The sequence below is a fragment of the Sphingopyxis panaciterrulae genome (assembly GCF_014199295.1).
Classification (GTDB): Bacteria; Pseudomonadota; Alphaproteobacteria; order Sphingomonadales; family Sphingomonadaceae; genus Sphingopyxis; species Sphingopyxis panaciterrulae.
In genome coordinates this window covers 345,093-366,921 of record NZ_JACIJH010000001.1, presented here as the reverse complement: position 1 = coordinate 366,921, position 21,829 = coordinate 345,093, and the positions used below count along the sequence as shown (strand labels likewise).

Genomic DNA, 21,829 nt, shown 5'->3' with positions numbered 1-21,829 from the left:
TGGCTGCGTTCCGATTTCAAGATTTCCTCTATAACCCAAAGGCGGTCAGGCCGCTGCGGAGTCCCCACAGAAGCAGGATCGCGGCGCTCGCCCAGCGCAGCACGCGCGCCGCGGGCCGCGCCGCGAGGTCGGGACCGAAGGCGAGGAAGGGCAACGCCGCCAGGGTCCAGCCGATCGCCCCGCCCGCCGCCGCCCACAGCCCGGCGCCGCTCGTCGCCGCCAGCGCGCCGATCAGGAAATGGCTGCGGTCGCCGATCTGGACCAGCAGCATCCGCCCCGCGAGCAGCGGCAAGGGCGCCGTGACCGCCTGTTCGTCGGCCAGCGTCAGCCGCCCGCGCCACAGCAGCGCCGCCGCCGCGGTCACCAGCGCGAAACCGACGAGCAGCGCGACGATGCCCTGCCCGATCATCCGGTTGGCGATCGCCCCGAGCAGCGCGGCGAGCAGCGCATTGACGACGAAGCTGCCGAGCGCGACCGCGACCACCGCGCGCCGGTCCGCCCGCGCGCCGAGCAGCCGCGCGAGAAAGCATCCGCTGCGCCCGTCGGCATTGGCGAGCAGCACCGCCACCAATGTCACCATGATCGCGTCCATCGGGCTGGCTCTTCCTACCCCAGCCGCATCGCGACCGACGCGAGCCACGCCTCCTGCATCGCGGTGGGCAGCGGACCCTGCGGCGCGCCCGTGGCGTCGCTCATCGCGTCGAGATAGGTGCGAACCGCGGCGCGGTAGCCTCCGGTAGCGACGGTCGATTCGAGCCGGCTGGCCAGCATCTCGACCGCGGCGAAGCCATGGTCGCGGGCAAGGCAGCGGATTTCGTCGATTCCCTGGACGATCTGCGTCAACGCCGTGTGCGGCAAGGCTCCGGCGAGCGCGTCGATGCGCCCGGCAAGTCGGTGACGTATCTCTTCGGACGGGTCATGGCTGATCGGCATGCGGCACCCCCTGTCTGGGGTCCGACCATGCGCGCTTTTGGTTAACGGACGGTTAGCCGAAACCCACGAAGGGCGGCGCTTTCATCTATGCCCCATCGGGGTGCCGAGCTTCTGCTTGCAGCGGTACATATCCTGGTCGGCCGCCGCGAGGATATCCGATTCGGTCATCCCCTTCGCCAGCATCGCGACCCCGAAGCAGGCCGACAGGGGGATCGCCTGCCCGTCATAGACGACCGGCGCCGCGCCCAGCACCTCGCACAGGCGCGTGACCTGCACCCGCGCGCCCTCTTCGCTCGACTGGTCGAGGATCAGTCCGAACTCGTCGCCGCCGATCCGCGCCGCGACGTCGCCGGTGCGGATCGAGGCAAGCAGCCGGTTGGCGAATTCGAGCAGCGCGAAATCGCCCGCCGCATGGCCGAAGCTGTCGTTGATATATTTGAGCTGGTTGAGGTCGGCGAAGACGATCGCCGCGCTTTCGGCATGGCGCTCGAAGCGCGCGATGCGCTGATGGATCGCGGTCAGGAAATAGCGGCGGTTGAACAGCGGGGTCAGCGTGTCGCGCTCCGACACGCGCTCGAGCTCGGCGACCGCGATCTTGAGCACGCGATTCTCGCGGCGCAGCGCATCGCGTTCGCGGCGCAGCGCGCGGAGCTGGTCCTCGATCGGTTCGATGGGCGCAAAGCCGATCTGATCGACCGCGATCCGTGCCCCCCCGATGCTGTCCATTCGACGTCCCCGATGCGTACCCAAAACGCCGCCGGCCCGACGCCGACGATCTGTGTGGCGACCGACGATAACCACGACTCCATACCAATCCGTAAACGCTCGGCGAATCAGGCGGCTTCCATCCGGGCGAAACAGGCTTTAGGGGGACGATCACGGTGGGAATCACCGGACAGGAGGGTTTGCGAATGGGCGACGGCGCGCCGCAGGTGGGCGTGATCATGGGCAGCCAGTCGGACTGGCCGACGATGGCGCACGCGGTCCAGATCCTCGAACAGTTCGGCATCGCGCACGAGGTGCGGATCGTCTCGGCCCATCGCACCCCCGACCGACTGGTCGACTATGCGAAAAGCGCGGTCGGGCGCGGGCTGCGGGCGATCATCGCGGGCGCGGGCGGCGCCGCGCACTTGCCCGGCATGGTCGCATCGATGACGCGGGTTCCCGTGCTCGGCGTGCCCGTCCAGTCGGCGGCGCTCAGCGGCATGGACAGCCTGCTTTCGATCGTCCAGATGCCCGGCGGCGTCCCCGTCGCGACCTTCGCGATCGGCAAGGCAGGCGCGACCAATGCCGGCCTGTTCGCCGCCGCGCTGCTCGCGGGACATGACACCGAATTGGCGCAGAAACTCGACGCCTGGCGCGCCGCGCAGACCGATGGCGTCGCTCCCATCCCCGTTCGCGAGGGCTGACCGTTTGCTCGCTCCGGGATCGACCATCGGCATTTTGGGCGGCGGCCAGCTCGGCCGGATGCTCGCCGTCGCGGCGGCGCAGCTCGGCTATCGCACGCATGTCTATGCCCCCGACCGCGAAAGCGTCGCGGCGCAGGTCGCCGCGCAGCACAGCCAGGCGGCCTGGGACGACGAACCGCGCCTCGCCGCCTTCGCCGTGGCGTGCGACGTCGTCACCCTGGAATTCGAGAATGTGCCGGTCGACACGCTGCGCTTCCTGTCGGGGCATGTCGCGGTGCGCCCCGGTGCCGCGGCGCTCGAGATCGCGCAGGACCGCCTCGCCGAGAAACGCTTCGTCGCCGGTCTCGGCGGCCGCACCGCGCCCTTCGCCGCCGTCCCCGACCGCGCCGCCCTCGACGCCGCGCTCGCCGGCATCGGGGCGCCCGCGATCCTCAAGACCGTGCGCATGGGCTATGACGGCAAGGGCCAGGCGCGCCTGGCCGCCGCGTCCGACGCCGATGCGGCGTGGGACGCGATCGGCCGCCACCCCGCGATCCTCGAAGGCTTCGTCGCCTTCGACCATGAATTTTCGGTGATCCTCGTGCGCGGGACGGACGGCGAGGCGCGCGTCTGGGATTCGCCGCTCAACGTCCATCAGGACGGCATCCTCGCCGCCTCGACCCTGCCGCCGCCGCCCATCGTTCGCGATCAGCAGGCGGAGGCGCGCGCGATGATGGAGCGGATCGCCGAGGCGCTCGACTATGTCGGCGTGCTGACCGGCGAATTCTTCGCCACCGCCGACGGCCCGGTATTCAACGAAATGGCGCCGCGCGTCCACAACAGCGGCCACTGGACGATCGAGGGCGCCGTGACCAGCCAGTTCGAAAATCACATCCGCGCCGTCGCCGGCCTGCCGCTCGGCGACACCGCCGCGCCGCGGCTCCCCGTCACCATGCGCAACCTGATCGGCCGCGACATCGACGGCGTGCCCGCGCTGCTCGCCGACGGCGCCTGCCACCTCCATCATTATGGCAAGGCAGAGGTGCGCGCCGGCCGCAAGCTCGGCCACGCCACCTGGGTCGGGACCGAGCCCGCATGAACCGCCCGGAGATCACGCTGATCCTCGCCCGCGCCGCCAACGGCGTCATCGGCGCCGACGGCAGGATGCCGTGGCACCTGCCCGCCGACCTGCGCCGTTTCAAGCAGCTCACCATGGGCCGCCCGATGATCATGGGGCGCCGGACCTTCGACAGCCTGCCGGCGCTGCTCGAAGGGCGTCGCCACATCGTCCTGACCCGCGACCCCGACTGGCAGGACGAACAGGCCGAGCCCGCGTACAGCGTCGAAGAGGCGCTGCGCCTTGCCAATGCGCCACAGGCGATGGTCATCGGGGGCGCCGAAATCTACCGCCTCTTCCTTCCCTTCGCCGACCGCATCGAACTGACCGAGGTCGCGCTCGAACCCAGCGGCGACGCGGTCATCGCCGCGCCCGACCCCGCCGAGTGGCGTGAGATCGCGCGCGAGGACCATCCGGCGGACGAGGCCGGCCGCCCCGCCTACAGCTTCGTCACCTTCGCCCGCAGAACCGACAGGGAGACACGCTGATGCGTCGCTGGATTCTCGCCATCCTCGTCCTGCTGATCGCGCTTGCCGCCGCCTTCTTCCTGCTCGCGCCCGGCATGATCGAGCGCGGGACCAACAAGATCGACGGCAAGCCGCTGCTCGTCGTCAGCGACCATGCGAAGGCGCTGCACAAGACGCTGACCATCGTCGACCTCCACAGCGACAGCTTGCTGTGGAGCCGCAATTTCCTCGACCGCGGAACCCGCGGCCACATGGACCTGCCGCGCCTCGAGGACGGCAATGTCGCGCTCCAGATATTGTCGAGCACGACCAAGTCGCCCAAGGGACAGAATTACGATTCGAACAGCGGCGACACCGACAATATCACCGCCCTCGTCATCGCCCAGCTCCAGCCGGTGCGGACGTGGAATTCGCTGCTCGAGCGTTCGCTCTGGCACGCCGAAAAGCTGCACCGAGCCGCCGGGGCATCGGACGGCCAGTTCCGCGCGGTCGCCAATCCGGTCGACCTCGATGCCCTGCTCGCGGCGCGGCGCGGCGGCAAGGCCGTGCCGGTCGGCGCGATGCTGAGCGTCGAGGGACTGCACGACCTCGAAGGCAATATCGACAATCTGGACAAGCTGTACGCCGCCGGATTCCGCATGGCGGGCATCACCCATTTCTTCGACAATGAATTTGCCGGGTCGATGCACGGCTTGAAAAAGGGCGGCCTCACCCCGCTGGGCCGCGAGGTCGTGCGGCGCATGGAGGCAAAGGGCATGATCGTCGATGTCGCCCATTGCAGCCACGCCTGCGTCGCCGACATATTGAAGATGGCCCGCCGCCCGGTGGTCTCCAGCCACGGAGGGGTGCAGGCGACGTGCAAGGTCAACCGCAACCTCACCGACGCCGAAATCCGCGGGGTCGCCGCGACCGGCGGCCTGGTCGGCATCGGCTATTGGGACGCCGCGGTCTGCGACACCGCGCCCGCGAGCATCGCGAAGGCGATGAAGCATGTCCGCGACCTCGTCGGCATCGACCATGTCGCGCTCGGCAGCGACTATGACGGCGCGACGACGGTGCGCTTCGACACCGCGCATCTGGCGCAGGTGACGCAGGCGCTGATCGACGCCGGCTTCACCGACGACGAGATCCGCGCCGCGATGGGCGGCAACGCGATCCGCGTCCTGCGCGCGGGACTCGTTCCGATGAGGGCGACTGTCCCATGACGCCATCCTTCCCATCCGTTCGTGCTGAGCTTGTCGAAGCACCGTCCTTCTTCTTTCTCCCGTTGAAGACAAGGGCAGCCCTTCGACAAGCTCAGGGCGAACGGAAAAGAGGGCGACCATGATCCGCCTCGACGGCCACGACCGCATCGCCGAACCCCTGCGCGGCGGCGTCATCGCGCTCGGCAATTTCGATGGCTTCCACGCCGGGCATCAGGCGGTGGTCGGCCGCGCGGTCCATCATGCCAAGGACGATGCGCGGCCGTGCATCGTCGCGACCTTCGACCCGCACCCGGTGCGCTTCTTCAAGCCCGACGCGCCGCCCTTCCGCCTGACCACGCTCGACCAAAGACAGGAACTGTTCGGCGCCGCGGGTGCCGACGCGATGCTCGTCCTCCCCTTCGACGCCGCCATGGCGGGCACCAGGGCCGAGGATTTCATCACCGACATCCTCCTGGATCGCTACGGCGCCGCCGGGATCGTCACCGGCGCCGACTTCGTCTTCGGCAAGGGGCGTGGCGGCGATGTCGTGACCCTCGCCGACCACGCTCGCCGCCTCGGCTTCTTCACCGAAATGGTCGCCCCGGTCGACGAGGACGGCGAGACCATCTCGTCGAGCCGCATCCGCGAGGCGCTCCAGGCCGGCGACTGCGCGACCGCGACGCGCCTCCTCACCCGCCCCTTCACCGTCCGCGGGACCGTCCAGCACGGCGACAAGAACGGCCGCCTTCTGGGCTTTCCGACCGCGAACCTCGACATGGGCGCCTATCTCCGCCCGCGCTACGGCATCTACGCGGTGACCGGCCACCTTCCCGATGGCCGCATCCTCAAAGGCGCCGCCAACCTCGGCATCCGCCCCAGCTTCGATCCGCCCAGGGAATTGCTCGAACCGCATTTCTTCGACTTCGCCGGCGACCTCTACGGGCAGGAGATCGACGTCGCCTTCCACGCCTTCCTCCGCGGCGAGGCGAAATTCGACACTATGGAGGCGCTGAAGGCGCAGATCGCGGCGGACTGCGACGCGGCGAAGGCGCTGCTGGCCGACCTCTAATTGCATCCAATAGCCTCGTCACCCCGGACTTGATCCGGGGTCCCGCTCGGCAATGTTTGAAAAGCGGGACCCCGGATCAAGTCCGGGGTGACGAAGGACTGGAGACGGTCTCTTTGCGCGCCCGCAAAACTGCGCTAAGCGCCGCGACCATGACCGACGCTCCTGACTATCGCGACACCGTCTTCCTGCCCAAAACCGACTTCCCGATGAAGGCCGGCCTGCCGCAGAAGGAGCCGGCGATTCTCGCCAAATGGCTCGAGAACGACCTCGAAGGCCAGATTCGCGAAGCCCGCAAGGACCGCGCGCAGTTCATCCTCCACGACGGCCCGCCCTATGCCAATGGCGACATGCACATCGGCCACGCGCTCAACCATATCCTGAAGGACATGGTCGTCCGCACCCAGACGCTGAAGGGCAAGGACGCGCCCTATGTCCCCGGCTGGGACTGCCACGGCCTGCCCATCGAGTGGAAGGTCGAGGAGCAATATCGCAAGAAAAAGCTGAACAAGGACGAGGTTCCGGTCGAGGAATTCCGCGCCGAATGCCGCGCCTATGCCCAGCATTGGGTCGACGTCCAGCGCGAACAGTTGAAGCGCCTCGGCATCGGCGGCGACTGGGACCATCCCTATCTGACGATGGATTTCGACGCCGAGGCGACGATCGTCCGCGAGCTGCTCAAATTCGCCGAAAGCGGCCAGCTCTACCGCGGCGCCAAGCCGGTGATGTGGTCGCCGGTCGAAAAGACCGCGCTCGCCGAGGCCGAGGTCGAATATGAGGACATTACCTCGACTCAGATCGACGTGGCGTTCGAGATCGTCGAGAGCCCGATCAAGGAGCTGGTCGGCGCGCATGCGGTGATCTGGACGACCACCCCGTGGACGATCCCGGTCAACCAGGCTTTGGCGTATGGACCGGAGGTAGAATACTCGCTGTTCCGCGCGTTGGACGGCGACAAGGAAATCAAGGTTTTGGTCGCCAGCGAATTGGTAACTGCCTTCTTGAACCGAACGGGTCTGCAAGTGGCGTCCGCACCGCTTGAACGGGGCATCTACAAAGGCTCTGACCTCGCCGGCACCATCGCCCGCCACCCGATCTACAACCATCTTCGTCATTCCCGCGAAAGCGGGAACCCAGAGCAGGCATCGGCCGACTCCTCAGTGGATTCCCGCTTTCGCGGGAATGACAGGGATTGGGAAAGGGCGCTGGAATTCTACGCCCGCCCGCGCCCCTTCCTCCCTGGCGATTTCGTCACCACCGACAGCGGCACCGGCCTCGTCCATATGTCGCCCGACCATGGCGAGGATGATTTCGACCTGTGCAAGGCGAACGGCATCGACCCCGTCTTCGCGGTCGAGGGCGACGGCAAGTACCGCGCCGACTGGGCATGGCTCGGCGGCCAGGGCAGCGTCATCAACCCCAAGTTCAACGCCCCTGACGGCCCGATCTGTTCGGACCTGCGCGAAGCCGGTGCGCTGCTCGCGGCCTCGGCCGACTACAAGCACAGCTATCCGCATAGCTGGCGCTCGAAGGCGAAGGTCATCTATCGCTGCACCCCGCAGTGGTTCGTGCCGATGGACAAGGTCGTCGACCATGACACCCCGCGCTGCGCCGCCGAGGCCGAGATCCGCGCCCATCAGGGCGACGGCGAGACGCTGCGCGAGACCGCGATGCGCGCGATCGCCGAGACGCGCTTCGTCCCCGCCAAGGGCCGCAACCGCATCTCGTCGATGGTCGAGGGCCGCCCCGACTGGGTGCTGAGCCGCCAGCGCGCGTGGGGCGTGCCGATCACGCTGTTCGTCCATCGCAAGACCGGGCAATATCTGATCGACCCCGCGGTCAACGACCGCATCGTCGCCGCGGTGAAGGCCGCCGGCGTCGACGCATGGAGCGACGCGCGCGCGCAGGAGTATCTGGGCGACGCTTATGACGCCGCCGATTACGAGCGCATCACCGACATCCTCGACGTCTGGTTCGATTCGGGCTGCACCCACGCCTTCGTGCTCGAAAGCGGCAAATGGCCCGCACTGATCCGCCGCGACGGATCGACCCACAGCGCCGACCTTTACCTCGAAGGCAGCGACCAGCATCGCGGCTGGTTCCAGTCGAGCTTGCTCGAAAGCTGCGGCACCCGCGGCCGCGCGCCGTACAAGGCGGTACTGACCCATGGCTTCACCATGGACGCCAAGGGCATGAAGATGTCCAAGTCGCTCGGCAACACGATCAGCCCCATCGACCTGATGCGCGACACTGGCGCCGATATCCTCCGCCTGTGGGCGCTGTCGGTCGACTTCACCGAGGACCACCGCATCGGCAAGGAAATCCTCGCTGGGGTCGCCGACCAGTATCGCAAGCTGCGCAACACGTTCCGCTACCTGCTCGGCGCGCTCGACGGTTTCACCGAGGCCGAGCGCGTCACCGACGTCGCCGCGATGCCCGAGCTCGAACGCTATATGCTCGCGCTCCTCGCCGACCTCGACGCGAAGCTCGCGGCGGCGGTCGACGATTTCGACTTCAACGCCTACACGCGCCTCCTCGCCGATTTCTGCAATGAAGACCTTTCGGCCTTCTATTTCGACATCCGCAAGGACCGCCTCTACTGCGACGTCAATCCGGCGACCGGGGCGCAGACCGCCGAGCGCGCCGCTTATCGCACCGTCCTCGACACTCTCTTCCACGCCCTCGTCCGCTATGCGGCGCCGGTGCTGGTCTTCACCAGCGAAGAGGTATGGGGCACGCGCTATCCGGGCGCGGGCAGCGTGCATTTGCTGGAGTGGCCCACCCTCCTCATTCAGCATCGTCATTCCCGCGAAGGCGGGAATCCATCACCTGCCGATGCGAATTCAAACCCGTCGGAGATGGATTCCCGCCTTCGCGGGAATGACGAGTTGGTGAAACGCTGGAATCGGATGCGGGACATTCGATTGATCGTAAACGAAGCCATCGAGCCGCTACGCAGTCAAAAAATCATCCGGTCCAGCTTGGAAGCGGATGTCGATCTAAGCTTGCAAGCCCATGATTACGAGTGGTTCGACGAAAGCCTCTTCACCGAAGTCGCCATTGTGGCGCGGGTAATCGCACATGGCGATCACGCCCATCCAGGCGACGTTCCGGCCGCGGCCGCGATCGCGAAGGTCGCCCCCACCACCGACCGCAAATGCGGCCGCTGCTGGCGCCACCTTCCCGAGGTCGCCGAGGACGGCGGCTTGTGCAATCGCTGCGAGACGGTATTGGACGGACAATGACCGGCACCCGCTCCCCGCACCTGCGCTTCGGCCTGATCGTCGCCGCGATCGCCTTCCTGCTCGATCAGCTCACAAAATGGGTCGTCATCGGGCCGCTGTCGCTCGAAACCCAGCCCGACGGCCGGATCGCGCTGCTGCCGATCTTCAACCTGCAATGGGCCGAGAATTGCGGCATTTCGCTGTCGATGTTCGCGCGCTGCGACGACACGCAGCGCTGGACCCTCGTCGCTGTCACCGCGCTGGTCGCGGTCGCGGTCGCCTTCTGGATGACGCGCGAAAAGGCGAAGGGCGACGTCCTCGCGCTCGCGATGATCCTCGGCGGCGCGATCGGTAACATCCTCGACCGCATCCGCCATGGCTTCGTCGTCGATTTCGCCGACCTGCATTTCGGCACCTTTCGCCCCTTTCTGATCTTCAACGTCGCCGACGCCTGCATCACATTGGGGGTGCTATTGCTGGTTGCGCGCGCGCTGCTCTTGCGCGAAAAGGCGCCAGCAGCGGGCTCGGCGTCCGACGACGCGCCCGCCACCGAATAACGGGGCGTATAGGAGAGTTTTCAAGTGAATCGCACGACCGCCATCCTCGCCGCCGCCCTTGTCCTGCCGCTGTCGGCCTGCGGGTCGAACAGCCTGTTCCAGCGCGACCGCCCCGACGAAATGGCGGTGTCGCGCCAGGCGCCGCTCGTCGTTCCGCCCGATTTCTCGCTCGTCCCGCCGGCTCCCGGCGCCGCGCGCACCGGCACCGATTCGACCGCCGAGCAGACGCTGCAGGCGCTCTTCGGCGGCCCGTCGCAGCGCAGCGCGACCGAGACGCAGATTCTCGATGAAGCAAAGGGCGCCACCGCCGACGCCGGCATCCGCAGCGAGGTCGGCAGCCCCGACACCAATGTCGTCGACAAGGGCACCGCCACCCGCGACATCCTCGCCGCCCCCGAAGGCGACGGCCGCGACGCCTCGGCGTCGGTGCCGGGGACCTGAGCGCCCCGCAAACCTGCCGATCTTGCGGAAAACCCGCCTTCGCTATACATGTATAGCGAAGGAGCGCCGTCATGCTTGCCATTCGCCTCGACAAGGAACTCGAAGAGCGGCTGACCGCCGCCGCGAAGAAATCGGGCCGCACCAAGACCGCACTCGCGCGAAAGGCGATCGAAGAATATATCGACGAACTCGAGGACATCGCGTTGCTCGAAGCCGCCTTGGCGGACTATGATCCTTCGCAGAATATTCCCATCGAAGAAGTGATCCGGCGCCTTGGTCTGGAAGATTGAGTTTTCAAGGCGCGTCGACAAGCAGTTCGACGGTCTCGCCAAGGTGGATCAGCAAAGAATCGTCAAAACATTGCGCCAGATCGCCGCTCTGGATGATCCCCGCCAACGCGGCCACGCTCTCGTCGGCGACTATGCCGGTCACTGGCGCTATCGCATCGGCGACTATCGCGTGATCGCGAAGATAGAGGATGGCCGAATGGTGATCGTCGTCATCGCGGTCGGCCACCGGCGCGAGGTTTATCGTTAGTCAGATTTGCTCAAACCATTCGGGGCGGATAGCGATTTCCTCGACCATCTTGGTCGATACTCCTAACTGCAGTTCCTTAAGCTTTTCACAAAGCGCCACCCCGTCGATCAAATCAATTGGAGGGGCGCCATCCCGCGTGGCTTCCCGGCGAGCATCAGGTGAAAAGGTCCCGGTCGTGATGATCAACCCCTTGTCAGTGCGACCCATCATCGCACCGCGGAAATCTCGAACAGCGCCTGATCCGACCGATCCTTGATAACGTTTGCATTGAAAGAGGACATGGAACGACATGAGGCTCAGGCGCAGGATGCCCGTGCCATCAATTCCTCCGTCTCCGGATCGCCCCGTGACCTCCACCTGCACGAAACCAGATTCTCTCAATAAACGTTGAGCCAAGCGCTCAAAGGCCGCTGGGTCCATACGGCGGAGAACAGAAAGAAGCGTATCTTGCCAATCTTCAACTGCATCATTGCCTGTTGCGCTCGAATCTGACATCCCGTTTTTGGAAGCATATTTCCTTTGATCTTGCGATCTCAATTCGCTTATTTGCTTTGCTAACGCTTCCCGTGTAGCAACTTCCCCGGCTTCGGTTACACTCCAAACACCTCGCGCACTATTCTCGATATATCCACAGCGTCGAAGCCATGTGCGAGCCCAAGCGAGCCGATACTCCAGTTCTGTTCGTCCAGAATCACCATGTAAAATGCCGGCAATAGAATCCGGCACCTCTTTCAGTTCTACAAGCTTGCTCAAATGTTCGGATATCGAGGCCGATCCTCCCAGCTCTCGGAGAGCGACCAACGCCGGCCAGTTCAACTCATCGAATGTCGGAACCCGATGCTTGAACGGCTGCTCGCTCTGCCTCATGCCCGCGCCCCCGCCTCCTCCACGCCCGCGCTGTTGTGGCGCAGCGCCTTCAGCACCGTGTCGACGATCTGCGGCGCGTTGAGGCCGGCGGCGTCATATTGCGCCTGCGGGGCGTCCTGGTCCTGGAACGCGTCGGGCAGCCGCATCGTACGCAGCTTCAGCCCCGCGTCGATCAGCCCTTCATCGCTCGCCAGCGTCAGCACATGCGCGCCGAGGCCGCCGATGCTGCCCTCCTCGATCGTCACGCACACCTCATGGTTGGCCAGCGTCGTGCGGATCAGCGCCTCGTCGAGCGGCTTGGCGAAGCGCAGGTCGATCACGCTCGTCGACAGGCCCCTCGCTTCCAAAGTATCGGCGGCCTTCAGCGCCTCGGCGAGCCGGGTGCCGAGCGACAGGATCGCGACCGTCTTGCCGCTACGCACGACGCGTCCCTTGCCGATCTCCAGCTTCTCGGGCACCGCGGGCAGCGGCACGCCGGTGCCGTTGCCGCGCGGATAGCGAAACGCGATCGGCCCTTCGTCATGTTCGGCCGCGGTATAGGTCATGTGGACCAGTTCGGCCTCGTCGGCCGCCGCCATCACCACCATGTTGGGCAGCGTCGCCAGATAGGTGATGTCGAAGCTGCCCGCATGCGTCGACCCGTCGGCGCCGACCAGCCCGGCGCGGTCGATCGCGAAGCGCACCGGCAGATTCTGGATCGCGACGTCGTGGACGACCTGGTCATAGGCGCGCTGGAGGAAGGTCGAATAGATCGCCGCGAACGGCCGCATCCCCTGCGCCGCCAGCCCCGCGGCGAATGTCACCCCATGCTGCTCGGCGATGCCGACGTCGAAGCTGCGGTCGGGATGCGCCTTCGCGAACCTGTCGACGCCGGTGCCCGATGGCATCGCCGCGGTGATCGCGACGATGCGCGGATCGGTCTCGGCCAGCTTCGCCAGCGTTTCGCCGAACACATTCTGATAGGACGGCGGTCCCGGCGGCGCCTTCGCCTGCTCGCCGGTGATGACGTCGAATTTCTGCACGCCATGATATTTGTCGGCCGCCGCCTCGGCGGGGGCATAGCCCTTGCCCTTGGTCGTCACCGCATGGATCAGCACCGGGCCATGGTCGCTGTCGCGGACATTCTCCAGCACCGGGATCAGATGCTCCAGATTATGCCCGTCGATCGGCCCGACATAATAGAATCCCAATTCCTCGAACAGGGTGCCGCCCATCGCCATGCCGCGCGCGAATTCGTCGGTCTTGCGCGCCGCCTTGTGCAGCGGCTGCGGCAATTTGCGCGCAAAGCGCCGCGCGATCTCGCGCAGCTCCAGGAAAGGCCGCGACGACACCAGCCGCGCCAGATAGGCCGACAGCCCGCCGACCGGCGGCGCGATCGACATGTCATTGTCGTTCAGAATGACGATCAGCCGGTTGCCCGCCTGCTTGGCGTTGTTCATCGCCTCATAGGCCATGCCCGCCGACATCGACCCGTCGCCGATCACCGCGATCGCGCGGCCGGGTTCGTCCTTCAGCCTGTTCGCGACCGCAAAGCCGAGCGCGGCGCTGATCGAGGTCGACGAATGCGCCGCCCCGAACGGGTCGTACTCGCTCTCGCTGCGCTTGGTGAAGCCCGACAGGCCGCCGCCCTGGCGCAGCGTGCGGATGCGGTCGCGGCGCCCGGTCAATATCTTGTGCGGATAGCATTGGTGCCCGACGTCCCACACGAGCTTGTCGCGCGGCGTGTCGAACACATAATGGATCGCGACGGTCAGCTCGACGACGCCCAGCCCCGACCCCAGATGCCCGCCCGTCGTCCCGACGGCGGAAATGGTTTCGGCGCGCAGCTCGTCGGCGAGCTGGCGGAGGTGTTCGGGCTTCAGCTTGCGAAGATCGGCGGGGAGGTCCACCGTGTCGAGCAGCGGCGTAGGCGGTCGATCGGTCATGGCGTCGTCATAAAGGCTGCCGCCCACCCTGTCGAACGAAAAGCCGCCGCCATGATCCCGCTTCTATCTAGGCGGCGTGGACAAATTCGATTGACCGATATTCGCCGTAACCCGATGGAAAGCGGGCCGTCCGGTTTCGACCGGAAGGCGACGTTTCCATCATCGTCACCCTGAACTTGTTTCAGGGTCCATGGCCTGCCGTTTCCTTCGGCGCAGCGCAGGGTGAGAGGTCCGGCCATGGATGCTGAAACAAGTTCAGCATGACGAGGCCGCGAGGCAGTTTCCCACCCCCTTCCCGCCATTTCGTCGCCTCCAACCCGCTCTTTCCAGGCAGACATTCGCCTGGCATGGAATTTGTCCACGCTGCCTGGGGTCCTGTCCCTAAAGAGGTGGGGCCCGGTCCTGCTCGGCATCCTCCTCCCGCTTCGCCGCATCGACCTGCGCATAAAGCCCGCGCACCATCAGGTCGGTGAAGACCAGCATCATCCCCAGCATGCCGAGGAACAGCGCCACCGCGACCGCCGGAAAGGGACCGATCGCGTCCACCGCCCCGCGCCGCATCGCGAGCGCGAGCAGCGCCGCCGCGGCCATCAGCGCATAGCCGGCAAGGCGCGGCGCGCGGCTCATGCGTTCATCTTTCCGAAGCCTGGGTCCTGATACATGGGGATCACGATGGCGGGAAAAGCGCGCGCCGGCAAGACGCGGCCTTTGCATTGCCCCGGCAATGACATAGAGCTTGCTCCAGAGGGGCAATATCATGGGACTCTCTCAATCTATGGACCGGTTTCTCCCCTGCCTTGCCCGCCGCCTTCCCCCTTTCGCCCTTCTTGTCCTCGCCGCGGTGCTGGCCGCCCCGGCGCAGGCGGCCGACGAGCGCGCGCTCGCCGATGACGGCGATCGGCTCGCCGCTGCCGACGGCGCACCCGACGTCCCGCTGCCGGCGCAGCCCGCGCCCGCCCGCTTCCTGCAGGACAGCGAGGTCAACGAGGATATCCTGCTTCCCCCCGCCCGCCCGCAGGACGACGATCCCGACCGCACCTGGTCGCGCGACTATTTCGGCGTCGCGGTCGGCGTGATCAGCGTGCCGCGCTACAATGGCGCCGACGACAACAGGATTCTGCCCGGCTTCTATGTGCGCGGCCGCGTCAGCGGCTATTCCTTCTCGACCCGCGGCACCAATCTGCAGGTCAACCTGATCCGTCAGCGGAGCGGGCGGCGGCTGGACTGGAAATTCGGGCCGCTCGTCAACCTGCGCAGCGACCGCAGCGGGCGGGTCAAGGACGACCAGGTCGACGCGCTCGGCAAGCGCAAGCTCGCCGTCGAGGCCGGCTTTTCCGCCGGCGTCTCCTATACCGGCGTGCTGACCAGCAAATATGATCAGATCGGCGCGCGCGTCGTCGCGCTCAAGGACATCTCGGGCCGCCACGGAAGCTGGGTCGTCTCGCCGACGGTCGAATATGGCACCCCGATCTCGAAGCGCGCCTTCATCGGCCTTTCGGCCTCGGTCAATATCTACGGCAAGGGCTTCGGCCGCTATTATTACGACATCGACCCCGCGGGCAGCGCCGCAAGCGGCCTTCCCGTCTATGACGCCGCCGGGCGCAAGACGACGGTGGGCAAATATCAGATCGGCCTCGCCGGCGCCTATGCGCTGTCGGGCGACCTCCGCAAGGGCCTCGCGCTGATCGGCGGCCTCCAATACGGCCGCATGGCCAGCCGCTTCGCCCGCTCGCCGATCGTCAGCATCGCCGGCGACCGCGATCAGTGGATCGCGGGCGGCGGCGTCGCCTATCAATTCTGACCGCCGCCCAAGCGATTGTCGCGGCGGACCAAGCAGAAATATCTTCCCCGTCGCGCCGCGATGGCGAACAAGGGCCCGGCGAACAGGAAGGAACGCCCATGCCCTATGTGAACATCCGCATCACCCGCGAAGACGCGACCGCCGAGCAGAAGCGCGCGCTGATCGCCGGCGTGACCGAATTGCTCCAGCGCACGCTGGGCAAGAACCCCGCCACCACCGTCGTCACCATCGACGAGGTCGAATTGGACAATTGGGGCATCGGCGGCCTGCCGGTGCGCGAGCATCGCGCCGCGCTGGCGGCGAAGGACGCGCCGCGATGACCAGCGGCCAGGCGACCAGCTTCGCCCTCATCATGTTCCTGACCGGGGTCGGCATCCCGATCCTCGCCGCGCTCAACGGCGGCCTCGGCGCGCGGCTCGGCAGCCCGATGGCGGCCTCGGTGATCCTCTTCGGCCTCGCGCTGCTGATCGCGCTCGCGGGCGCCGCCGCGACGGAATCGCTCGGCGACGTGCGGCTGTCGTCCGGGGTGCCGCCGCAATTTTACTTCGGCGGACTGTTCGTCGCCTTCTATGTGATCGCAGTGACCTTCATCGCGCCGCGCTTCGGAGTCGGCAACGCGATCTTCTTCGTCCTCGTCGGCCAGCTCGTCAGCGCCGCCGCGATCGACCATTTCGGCCTCTTCGGCTCGCTGCGCTTTCCCATCGATGCCCGGCGCACCGCCGGCATCGCGCTGATGATCGCCGGCGTCTGGCTCGCACGCCGGACCGGCTGAGCCCCCTTCCCCTTCGGCCCAAGCCCCTCTATAGTCCCCGCCATCCCCGGGGAGCCTGTGTGAAGGAACAGGTTGAGAGCGGAACAGCCCGCGACCCGTCGAACCTGATCCGGGTAATACCGGCGGAGGGAGGGTCGGTATTCCTAGCCCGGAATCCCCAACTCGCTCCGAAACCCTTGGAGCGACTGACATGGCCGACATCGATTCCCGCATAGAAGCTGCCGACAGGATCGGCGTCACCACCGGGCCGATCCGCGGCAGCCGCAAGGTCCATGTCGCGAGCCCGACCGGCAGCGGCATCCGCCCAGAAATCCTTGTGGCGATGCGCGAGATCGACCTCGACCCGCATTCGGGCGAACCCAGCGTCCGCGTCTACGACACCAGCGGCCCCTACACCGACCCCAATGCCCGCATCGACATCGGCCAGGGCCTCCCCGAACTGCGCGCCGCATGGATCCGCGCCCGCGGCGACGTCGAGGAGGTGACCCAGCGCGAGGTCCGCCCCGAGGACAACGGCCAGCTCGGCCCCGACCGTTCGGGCGGCGTCCCCGCCTTCCCCAACGTCCGCAAGACGGTGCTTCGCGCCAAACCCGGCGCGAACGTCAGCCAGATGCACTACGCCCGCCGCGGCATCATCACGCCCGAGATGGAATATGTCGCGACCCGCGAGAATCTCGGCCGCGAGCGCCTCGCCGAATATGTCCGCGACGGGCAGGACTGGGGCGCCAGCATCCCCGATTACGTCACCCCCGAATTCGTCCGCGAGGAGGTCGCGCGCGGCCGCGCGATCATCCCCAGCAACATCAACCACCCCGAAAGCGAGCCGATGGCGATCGGCCGCAACTTCCTCGTCAAGATCAACGCCAATATCGGCAACAGCGCGGTCGCGTCGGACGTCGCGTCCGAGGTCGACAAGATGGTCTGGTCGATCCGCTGGGGCGCCGACACCGTCATGGACCTCAGCACCGGGCGCAACATCCACGACACGCGCGAATGGATCATCCGCAATTCGCCCGTGCCGATCGGCACCGTCCCCATCTATCAGGCGCTCGAGAAAGTCGGCGGCATCGCCGAGGAGCTGACGTGGGAGATCTTCCGCGACACGCTGATCGAGCAGGCCGAGCAGGGCGTCGACTATTTCACCATCCATGCGGGGGTCCGCCTGCCCTACGTCCCCCTCGCCGCGAAGCGCGTCACCGGCATCGTCAGCCGCGGCGGCAGCATCATGGCGAAATGGTGCCTCGCGCATCACAGGGAGAGCTTCCTCTACGAACGCTTCGACGAGATCACCGAGATCATGAAGGCCTATGACATCGCCTACAGCCTCGGCGACGGCCTCCGCCCCGGCAGCATCGCCGACGCGAACGACGAAGCGCAGTTCGCCGAGCTCTACACGCTCGGCGAGCTCACCAGGCGCGCGTGGGAGCAGGATGTGCAGGTGATGATCGAGGGCCCGGGCCACGTCCCGATGCACAAGATCAAGGAGAATATGGACAAGCAGCTCGCGGCGTGCGGCGAGGCGCCCTTCTATACGCTCGGGCCGCTCACCACCGACATCGCGCCGGGCTATGATCATATCACCAGCGGCATCGGCGCCGCGATGATCGGCTGGTACGGCACCGCGATGCTCTGCTACGTCACCCCCAAGGAGCATCTCGGCCTCCCCGACCGCGACGATGTGAAGGTCGGCGTCGTCACCTACAAGCTCGCCGCGCACGCCGCCGACCTCGCCAAGGGCCACCCCGCCGCCAAGGCCCGCGACGACGCGCTGTCGAAAGCCCGCTTCGAATTCCGCTGGCGCGACCAGTTCAACCTCAGCCTCGACCCCGACACGGCCGAGCAATATCACGACCAAACCCTCCCGGCGGAAGGCGCCAAGACCGCCCATTTCTGCAGCATGTGCGGTCCTAAGTTTTGCTCGATGAAGATCAGCCAGGAAGTCCGCGAGTTCGCGAAGCTGCAAAATCAGGACAGCGCGGGCTTCATCGCGGCGGAAGAGGCCGAGAAGGGCATGGCGGAAATGAGCCAGGTCTATGAGGACACCGGGCGCGAACTGTATATGGGCGCGGGTGGCCGGGAGCATGATTGACCCAACCGCTTGCGCGCACGCACGTTATGGTGGGGGTATTAGCGATATTCAGGACGCCGATACCCCTTAACCAAATACTTGAGCTGCGATAGCAAATCTTTTCCGTATGTTAGCTCCATTCTGGTATAGAATTCGGGCTCCACATCACGAGCGAACGCCATAAGGCCTGCAAGCTTTACGCTTTGATCGATATCTAGTTTGCCTTCTCGGAAATGATGAAGCGCTGCGCGAAGATTCCGCTTTCTTTCTCGGCCTAGAGAAACTCTCTTATCGTTCGTCAAAATCAGCCCCGTAACTTGGCGACGGTATTTTTCCGTCGCAACCACAGTTTTCTCCTCATTTATCTTAATCTTAGGCAACTGAACTTGAGAGATTGTTGAGCGGAGTATTCTATTTACAGAATTAAGATACCCCGTCCTCCGAGCGGAGAACGTAAGATCATCAGCATATCGGGTATATGTGACTGAGTGCTGAGCGACTCGCTCATGCAACATTTTATCAAATTCATACATCAAAACGTTGCTTAGAATGGGCGAGGAGGGAGCCCCTATAGAAAGACGAAGAATTGTGCCTCCATGCGGCCTTCGAAATAGCAGACGCCCAAACTGTATGGCCTCTACTCTATCAAAAATACCATGAATTTCACAATACCTTAGCCAAGCCCGCTCGGTGATTGAGGGGAAAAACTCCTTGAAGTCATATTTCAGTATCGGACCGTTGACAGAGTGTATCGCGGCATTCCGCCTGATCGACGATCCCGGCACATAAGCCGTTGCGGCCGGATGAATGGGAAGGTGCTTAAGATATTTTTCGACTATAGCTCGCTGCACAATCTTAAGCTCAGTCGCCGGCTGGGCAATCTCTCTCCACCCACCGCTGCGCTTCCGGATGTGATAGACTTTATACCGCTCCGGCGCAGTTTGGATTAAACGCTCTATGTTACGAGCGCTAAGGCCCACTTCAGAGACGAGGAACTCGATGAGTTTGCTTGTCATAGCCCGACCGCCTCAGCGTGGGCGTCGATCCTCGCCGGATCGGTCTGAATCCAATGCTGCCTAATCTCTACTCTGCGTCGTAGCTTATCAGCATACTCCCCGTTCAACTCAAATTTCGCCGCCTCGTTTCCATTTAATGCAAAATGAACGCGATCAAACCCGGCTTGCGAGGCTCCAGACCAGCGAACGCACTTACAGCAAAATGCTATTCTATCTAAAAGGGCATCACTAAGTTTAACGCCAAACGCATCAAAAAGAACCTTCAATTCATCGTCCTTAAGAACCGAAAATTCCTTTAGAAAAGCTATATACAGCTTACACCTGTGGCTAAATCTATTTTTTTGAAAAGTTGTCCGGCCCTTCGACTCCAGAAGCCTCTCATTTATCGGAGATTTCAAAACTGACAGAAGCACCTCCGGCTTCACGGACGAAAAACTTGGACCTTTTATACCAACCTGACCGTTAGTTATAGAAAACACAGAATTTTTATATTTTCTTCGCAAGAAAGTTACAGGGCCTTTCAAAATAAAACTTGATTTTGTCAAATATTTTGATTGGACTACTACGAGAAGTTTCTCATGTATCTCTCTATATGAGGAGAATGATCCAAGCTCCGTAAAACTTCCTGGGCTTTCGGAAAACAAGAGCACCATATCGCTTATCTGAGCGATATCGCGCTCAAATTCCACTAAATCCTTATAAGGACAGTCTTTCTCAAAATACTCTTGTATCTCTTCTATCTGAACTATTTCAGCGTTCTTAATAGCTACACCCGCCTCAGCGCGCAGAAACGCATCTCGCAGAGAAATTGGGTGTGGATCAGCTATGGAAGATACTGGTCCTCCACAGAGCAAAAAATATGGTTTTGGGGAGTAAACGCGGGTGCTGTCAGCATTCAAGTTTTCAATGAAAGCCGACAGCATCCCGGTTGCTTACCTAAGCCCCGAACGGACGAAGGATTCGTACGAGCGGAGCGGCCTTTGGCGGACGAATCCTTCGTCCGTTCGGGGCCCATAGAATTGACCAATTACGTGATATCTGGCGAAGCGCCAGACAAAGTACCGTCTCCGGCACTTAATCGCGTAAGCTCCAGTACTATCTTACCCGGAATATTTTTAGTCAAGATGGTCATGTATCACCCCCACATCATGCTACACGCCCACCATGCGCGCCCGGAACCCCCTCTACGTCATGGCCAAGCCGCCGCCGGGGGTGCAGGCGGCGATCGCCGCGCTGCCGCGCAACGATCCCGGACGCGGCCCCGACCTCCTCCATGTCACGCTCATCTCGCTCTACGACCTGCACCATGCGCCGCCCGAGTGGCTGCCCGCGACCATCGCCGCGCTGGACAGCTTCGCCGCGGCGCCCTTTCCGCTCCGCTTCGACCGGATCGAGAACCGCAAGGCGGTGACGCTGCGCACGCGCGAGCCGCTGGCCGAGGCGCGGACGTTCCAGAAGGCGCTGGTCCATCATCTGCTCGCGGCGAAGGCGCCGATCATGGACGGCACCACCCCCGAACCGCATATCACGATCAACTATCGCGGCGACCGCCTGAACGCCCAGAAAATGCCGCCCATCGGCTGGACGGTCGACGAGATCATCCTGACCGAAAGCATCGTCGGCAAGACCACCCATGTCGAGCACGGCCGCTGGCCGCTCCGCGCCGGAGTCGCCTGAGGGGCGGTTGCCGACGGATCGGGCGTGCAGAGGGCGGTCCTTATCATCGTCACCCCGGACTTGATCCGGTGTCCCGCTCAGCCACGGTGATAAGCTGGCCCCCGGATCAAGCCTGTCCCGAGCTTGTCGAAGGGTCCGGGGTGACGAGAAAGGACAGAAAAGACTCAGGAGCGCGACGGGTCTTTGCCCCCGCATTGCCAACCCCCCACCCCCCGGCATATCCTCCGCCGCATGTCGCACGCCTCGAACATCGTCCATTGTTCCGGCCCGCACGATCCGCACGCGCTCGACGGCATTTCGGTTCGCCCGCGCGCCGGCGACCTCGATGCCATCTGCCCGGTCTGCGCCGGCCATGGCCAGTGGAACAGCCAGATCGACCTCGTCAGCCAGCGTTCGATCCGCGTGCCCTGCCCCAAATGCGACGGACGCGGCTGGATCGAGACCGGAGCCGACCCGGTGCCCTCGCCCGACATCGCGCTGTCCCCCGAGGGCCGGCCACAATGGGTGGTGCGGCTCGATCCATCCGACGACGTCGAATGACCCCTCGGCGGACAGATCGCCGCGAGTCCGGATCGCGGCGCGCCCTTCTATCACGGCGCCCGCGCCGGCCTGCGCCCCGGCGACCTGCTCACCGCCGGCCGGGCGAGCCATTATGGGGCGCGAAAGCCGATGGCGTGGATCCATGTCTCCGCGACGCTCGACGCCGCGATCCGGGGCTGCGAGGTCGAATGCTGACAGCCCCACCCACCCGCGGCACTGCGGCAAATGAAGGAGCATCTCGCAAAGCTG

Annotated in this window: 25 protein-coding genes and 1 riboswitch; of the genes, 17 read left to right on the top strand and 8 right to left on the bottom strand. The window is 64.8% G+C overall.

What is annotated here, in order from left to right:
* Nucleotides 1-28: 28 nt before the first annotated feature.
* The 3 genes from FHR21_RS01820 to FHR21_RS01810 all read right to left on the bottom strand — a co-directional run bounded on the left by FHR21_RS01820 (nt 29) and on the right by FHR21_RS01810 (nt 1,659).
* Nucleotides 29-592, bottom strand: coding sequence for a TMEM165/GDT1 family protein (locus FHR21_RS01820; protein WP_184094712.1), 564 nt, complete (start codon nt 590-592; stop codon nt 29-31).
* 14 nt (nt 593-606) lie between these two features.
* Complete coding sequence (locus FHR21_RS01815) at nt 607-933, bottom strand: hypothetical protein (protein ID WP_184094710.1); 327 nt, start codon at nt 931-933, stop codon at nt 607-609.
* Nucleotides 934-1,014: 81 nt separating this feature from the next.
* Entirely contained in the window at nt 1,015-1,659 is a 645-nt protein-coding gene (locus tag FHR21_RS01810) for a GGDEF domain-containing protein (RefSeq protein ID WP_184094708.1), read from the bottom strand.
* A 185-nt stretch (nt 1,660-1,844) separates the two neighbouring features.
* On the opposite strand from FHR21_RS01810, the gene purE reads away from it, so the two are divergent.
* The 10 genes from purE to FHR21_RS01760 all read left to right on the top strand — a co-directional run bounded on the left by purE (nt 1,845) and on the right by FHR21_RS01760 (nt 10,914).
* Nucleotides 1,845-2,342, top strand: coding sequence for a 5-(carboxyamino)imidazole ribonucleotide mutase (gene purE / locus FHR21_RS01805; protein ID WP_184094706.1), 498 nt, complete (start codon nt 1,845-1,847; stop codon nt 2,340-2,342).
* 4 nt (nt 2,343-2,346) lie between these two features.
* Nucleotides 2,347-3,420 carry a 5-(carboxyamino)imidazole ribonucleotide synthase gene (locus FHR21_RS01800; RefSeq protein WP_276569232.1) on the top strand — a complete coding sequence of 358 codons (1,074 nt, stop codon included), beginning with the start codon at nt 2,347-2,349 and terminating at the stop codon, nt 3,418-3,420.
* The gene (locus FHR21_RS01795; protein WP_184094702.1) at nt 3,417-3,926 is read left to right on the top strand and encodes a dihydrofolate reductase; all 510 of its coding nucleotides are present in this window, start codon (nt 3,417-3,419) and stop codon (nt 3,924-3,926) included. Before FHR21_RS01800 ends, FHR21_RS01795 begins: the two co-directional genes overlap by 4 nt.
* Nucleotides 3,926-5,110, top strand: a complete 1,185-nt coding sequence (locus FHR21_RS01790; protein ID WP_184094700.1) for a dipeptidase — start codon at nt 3,926-3,928, stop codon at nt 5,108-5,110. Before FHR21_RS01795 ends, FHR21_RS01790 begins: the two co-directional genes overlap by 1 nt.
* 118 nt (nt 5,111-5,228) lie before the next feature.
* Entirely contained in the window at nt 5,229-6,158 is a 930-nt protein-coding gene (locus FHR21_RS01785; protein ID WP_184094698.1) for a bifunctional riboflavin kinase/FAD synthetase, read from the top strand.
* 149 nt (nt 6,159-6,307) lie between these two features.
* On the top strand, nt 6,308-9,400 hold the full coding sequence (ileS, locus tag FHR21_RS01780) for an isoleucine--tRNA ligase (RefSeq protein WP_184094696.1): 3,093 nt from the start codon (nt 6,308-6,310) through the stop codon (nt 9,398-9,400).
* Nucleotides 9,397-9,936, top strand: coding sequence for a signal peptidase II (lspA, locus tag FHR21_RS01775; RefSeq protein ID WP_184094694.1), 540 nt, complete (start codon nt 9,397-9,399; stop codon nt 9,934-9,936). The genes ileS and lspA overlap by 4 nt, the downstream gene beginning before the upstream one ends.
* 24 nt (nt 9,937-9,960) lie before the next feature.
* The gene (locus tag FHR21_RS01770) at nt 9,961-10,377 is read left to right on the top strand and encodes a DUF3035 domain-containing protein (RefSeq protein WP_184094692.1); all 417 of its coding nucleotides are present in this window, start codon (nt 9,961-9,963) and stop codon (nt 10,375-10,377) included.
* Nucleotides 10,378-10,448: 71 nt separating this feature from the next.
* Nucleotides 10,449-10,667 carry a type II toxin-antitoxin system RelB family antitoxin gene (gene relB / locus FHR21_RS01765; protein ID WP_184094690.1) on the top strand — a complete coding sequence of 73 codons (219 nt, stop codon included), beginning with the start codon at nt 10,449-10,451 and terminating at the stop codon, nt 10,665-10,667.
* A 43-nt stretch (nt 10,668-10,710) separates the two neighbouring features.
* The gene (locus FHR21_RS01760) at nt 10,711-10,914 is read left to right on the top strand and encodes a type II toxin-antitoxin system RelE family toxin (RefSeq protein ID WP_338113051.1); all 204 of its coding nucleotides are present in this window, start codon (nt 10,711-10,713) and stop codon (nt 10,912-10,914) included.
* Here the strand turns inward: FHR21_RS01760 and FHR21_RS01755 are convergent, their stop codons facing one another.
* From FHR21_RS01755 to FHR21_RS01745, 3 genes are all read right to left on the bottom strand, one after another.
* Nucleotides 10,915-11,781: a restriction endonuclease gene (locus FHR21_RS01755; protein ID WP_184094686.1), complete on the bottom strand. Its 867-nt coding sequence runs from the start codon at nt 11,779-11,781 to the stop codon at nt 10,915-10,917.
* On the bottom strand, nt 11,778-13,706 hold the full coding sequence (gene dxs, locus FHR21_RS01750; protein ID WP_184094684.1) for a 1-deoxy-D-xylulose-5-phosphate synthase: 1,929 nt from the start codon (nt 13,704-13,706) through the stop codon (nt 11,778-11,780). Before dxs ends, FHR21_RS01755 begins: the two co-directional genes overlap by 4 nt.
* 381 nt (nt 13,707-14,087) lie before the next feature.
* The gene (locus tag FHR21_RS01745) at nt 14,088-14,333 is read right to left on the bottom strand and encodes a hypothetical protein (RefSeq protein WP_184094682.1); all 246 of its coding nucleotides are present in this window, start codon (nt 14,331-14,333) and stop codon (nt 14,088-14,090) included.
* A 148-nt stretch (nt 14,334-14,481) separates the two neighbouring features.
* Between FHR21_RS01745 and FHR21_RS01740 the strand changes: the two genes are divergently transcribed.
* The 4 genes from FHR21_RS01740 (at nt 14,482) to thiC (ending at nt 18,368) form a co-directional block, all read left to right on the top strand.
* Nucleotides 14,482-15,507, top strand: a complete 1,026-nt coding sequence (locus FHR21_RS01740; protein ID WP_184094680.1) for a MipA/OmpV family protein — start codon at nt 14,482-14,484, stop codon at nt 15,505-15,507.
* Nucleotides 15,508-15,605: 98 nt separating this feature from the next.
* Complete coding sequence (locus FHR21_RS01735) at nt 15,606-15,827, top strand: 2-hydroxymuconate tautomerase family protein (protein ID WP_184094678.1); 222 nt, start codon at nt 15,606-15,608, stop codon at nt 15,825-15,827.
* Entirely contained in the window at nt 15,824-16,279 is a 456-nt protein-coding gene (locus tag FHR21_RS01730) for a DMT family transporter (RefSeq protein ID WP_184094676.1), read from the top strand. Before FHR21_RS01735 ends, FHR21_RS01730 begins: the two co-directional genes overlap by 4 nt.
* Nucleotides 16,280-16,316: 37 nt before the next feature.
* A riboswitch (TPP riboswitch) is annotated at nt 16,317-16,427 on the top strand.
* A gap of 42 nt (nt 16,428-16,469) precedes the next feature.
* Nucleotides 16,470-18,368, top strand: a complete 1,899-nt coding sequence (gene thiC / locus FHR21_RS01725; RefSeq protein ID WP_184094674.1) for a phosphomethylpyrimidine synthase ThiC — start codon at nt 16,470-16,472, stop codon at nt 18,366-18,368.
* Between the two features lie 38 nt (nt 18,369-18,406).
* Here thiC and FHR21_RS01720 read toward each other — a convergent pair whose 3' ends face one another.
* Together FHR21_RS01720 and FHR21_RS01715 are read right to left on the bottom strand one after the other, a co-directional pair.
* Nucleotides 18,407-19,363, bottom strand: a complete 957-nt coding sequence (locus FHR21_RS01720; protein ID WP_184094672.1) for a retron St85 family RNA-directed DNA polymerase — start codon at nt 19,361-19,363, stop codon at nt 18,407-18,409.
* Complete coding sequence (locus FHR21_RS01715) at nt 19,360-20,286, bottom strand: retron St85 family effector protein (RefSeq protein WP_184094670.1); 927 nt, start codon at nt 20,284-20,286, stop codon at nt 19,360-19,362. The genes FHR21_RS01720 and FHR21_RS01715 overlap by 4 nt, the downstream gene beginning before the upstream one ends.
* Nucleotides 20,287-20,527: 241 nt before the next feature.
* On the opposite strand from FHR21_RS01715, the gene FHR21_RS01710 reads away from it, so the two are divergent.
* The 3 genes from FHR21_RS01710 to FHR21_RS21270 all read left to right on the top strand — a co-directional run bounded on the left by FHR21_RS01710 (nt 20,528) and on the right by FHR21_RS21270 (nt 21,775).
* Nucleotides 20,528-21,040: a 2'-5' RNA ligase family protein gene (locus FHR21_RS01710; protein ID WP_184094668.1), complete on the top strand. Its 513-nt coding sequence runs from the start codon at nt 20,528-20,530 to the stop codon at nt 21,038-21,040.
* A gap of 231 nt (nt 21,041-21,271) precedes the next feature.
* On the top strand, nt 21,272-21,580 hold the full coding sequence (locus FHR21_RS01705; protein WP_184094666.1) for a zinc finger-like domain-containing protein: 309 nt from the start codon (nt 21,272-21,274) through the stop codon (nt 21,578-21,580).
* 15 nt (nt 21,581-21,595) lie between these two features.
* Nucleotides 21,596-21,775 (top strand): NAD(+)--rifampin ADP-ribosyltransferase, encoded by a 180-nt coding sequence (locus tag FHR21_RS21270; RefSeq protein ID WP_420825267.1) that lies wholly within the window; start codon nt 21,596-21,598, stop codon nt 21,773-21,775.
* Nucleotides 21,776-21,829: the final 54 nt, after the last annotated feature.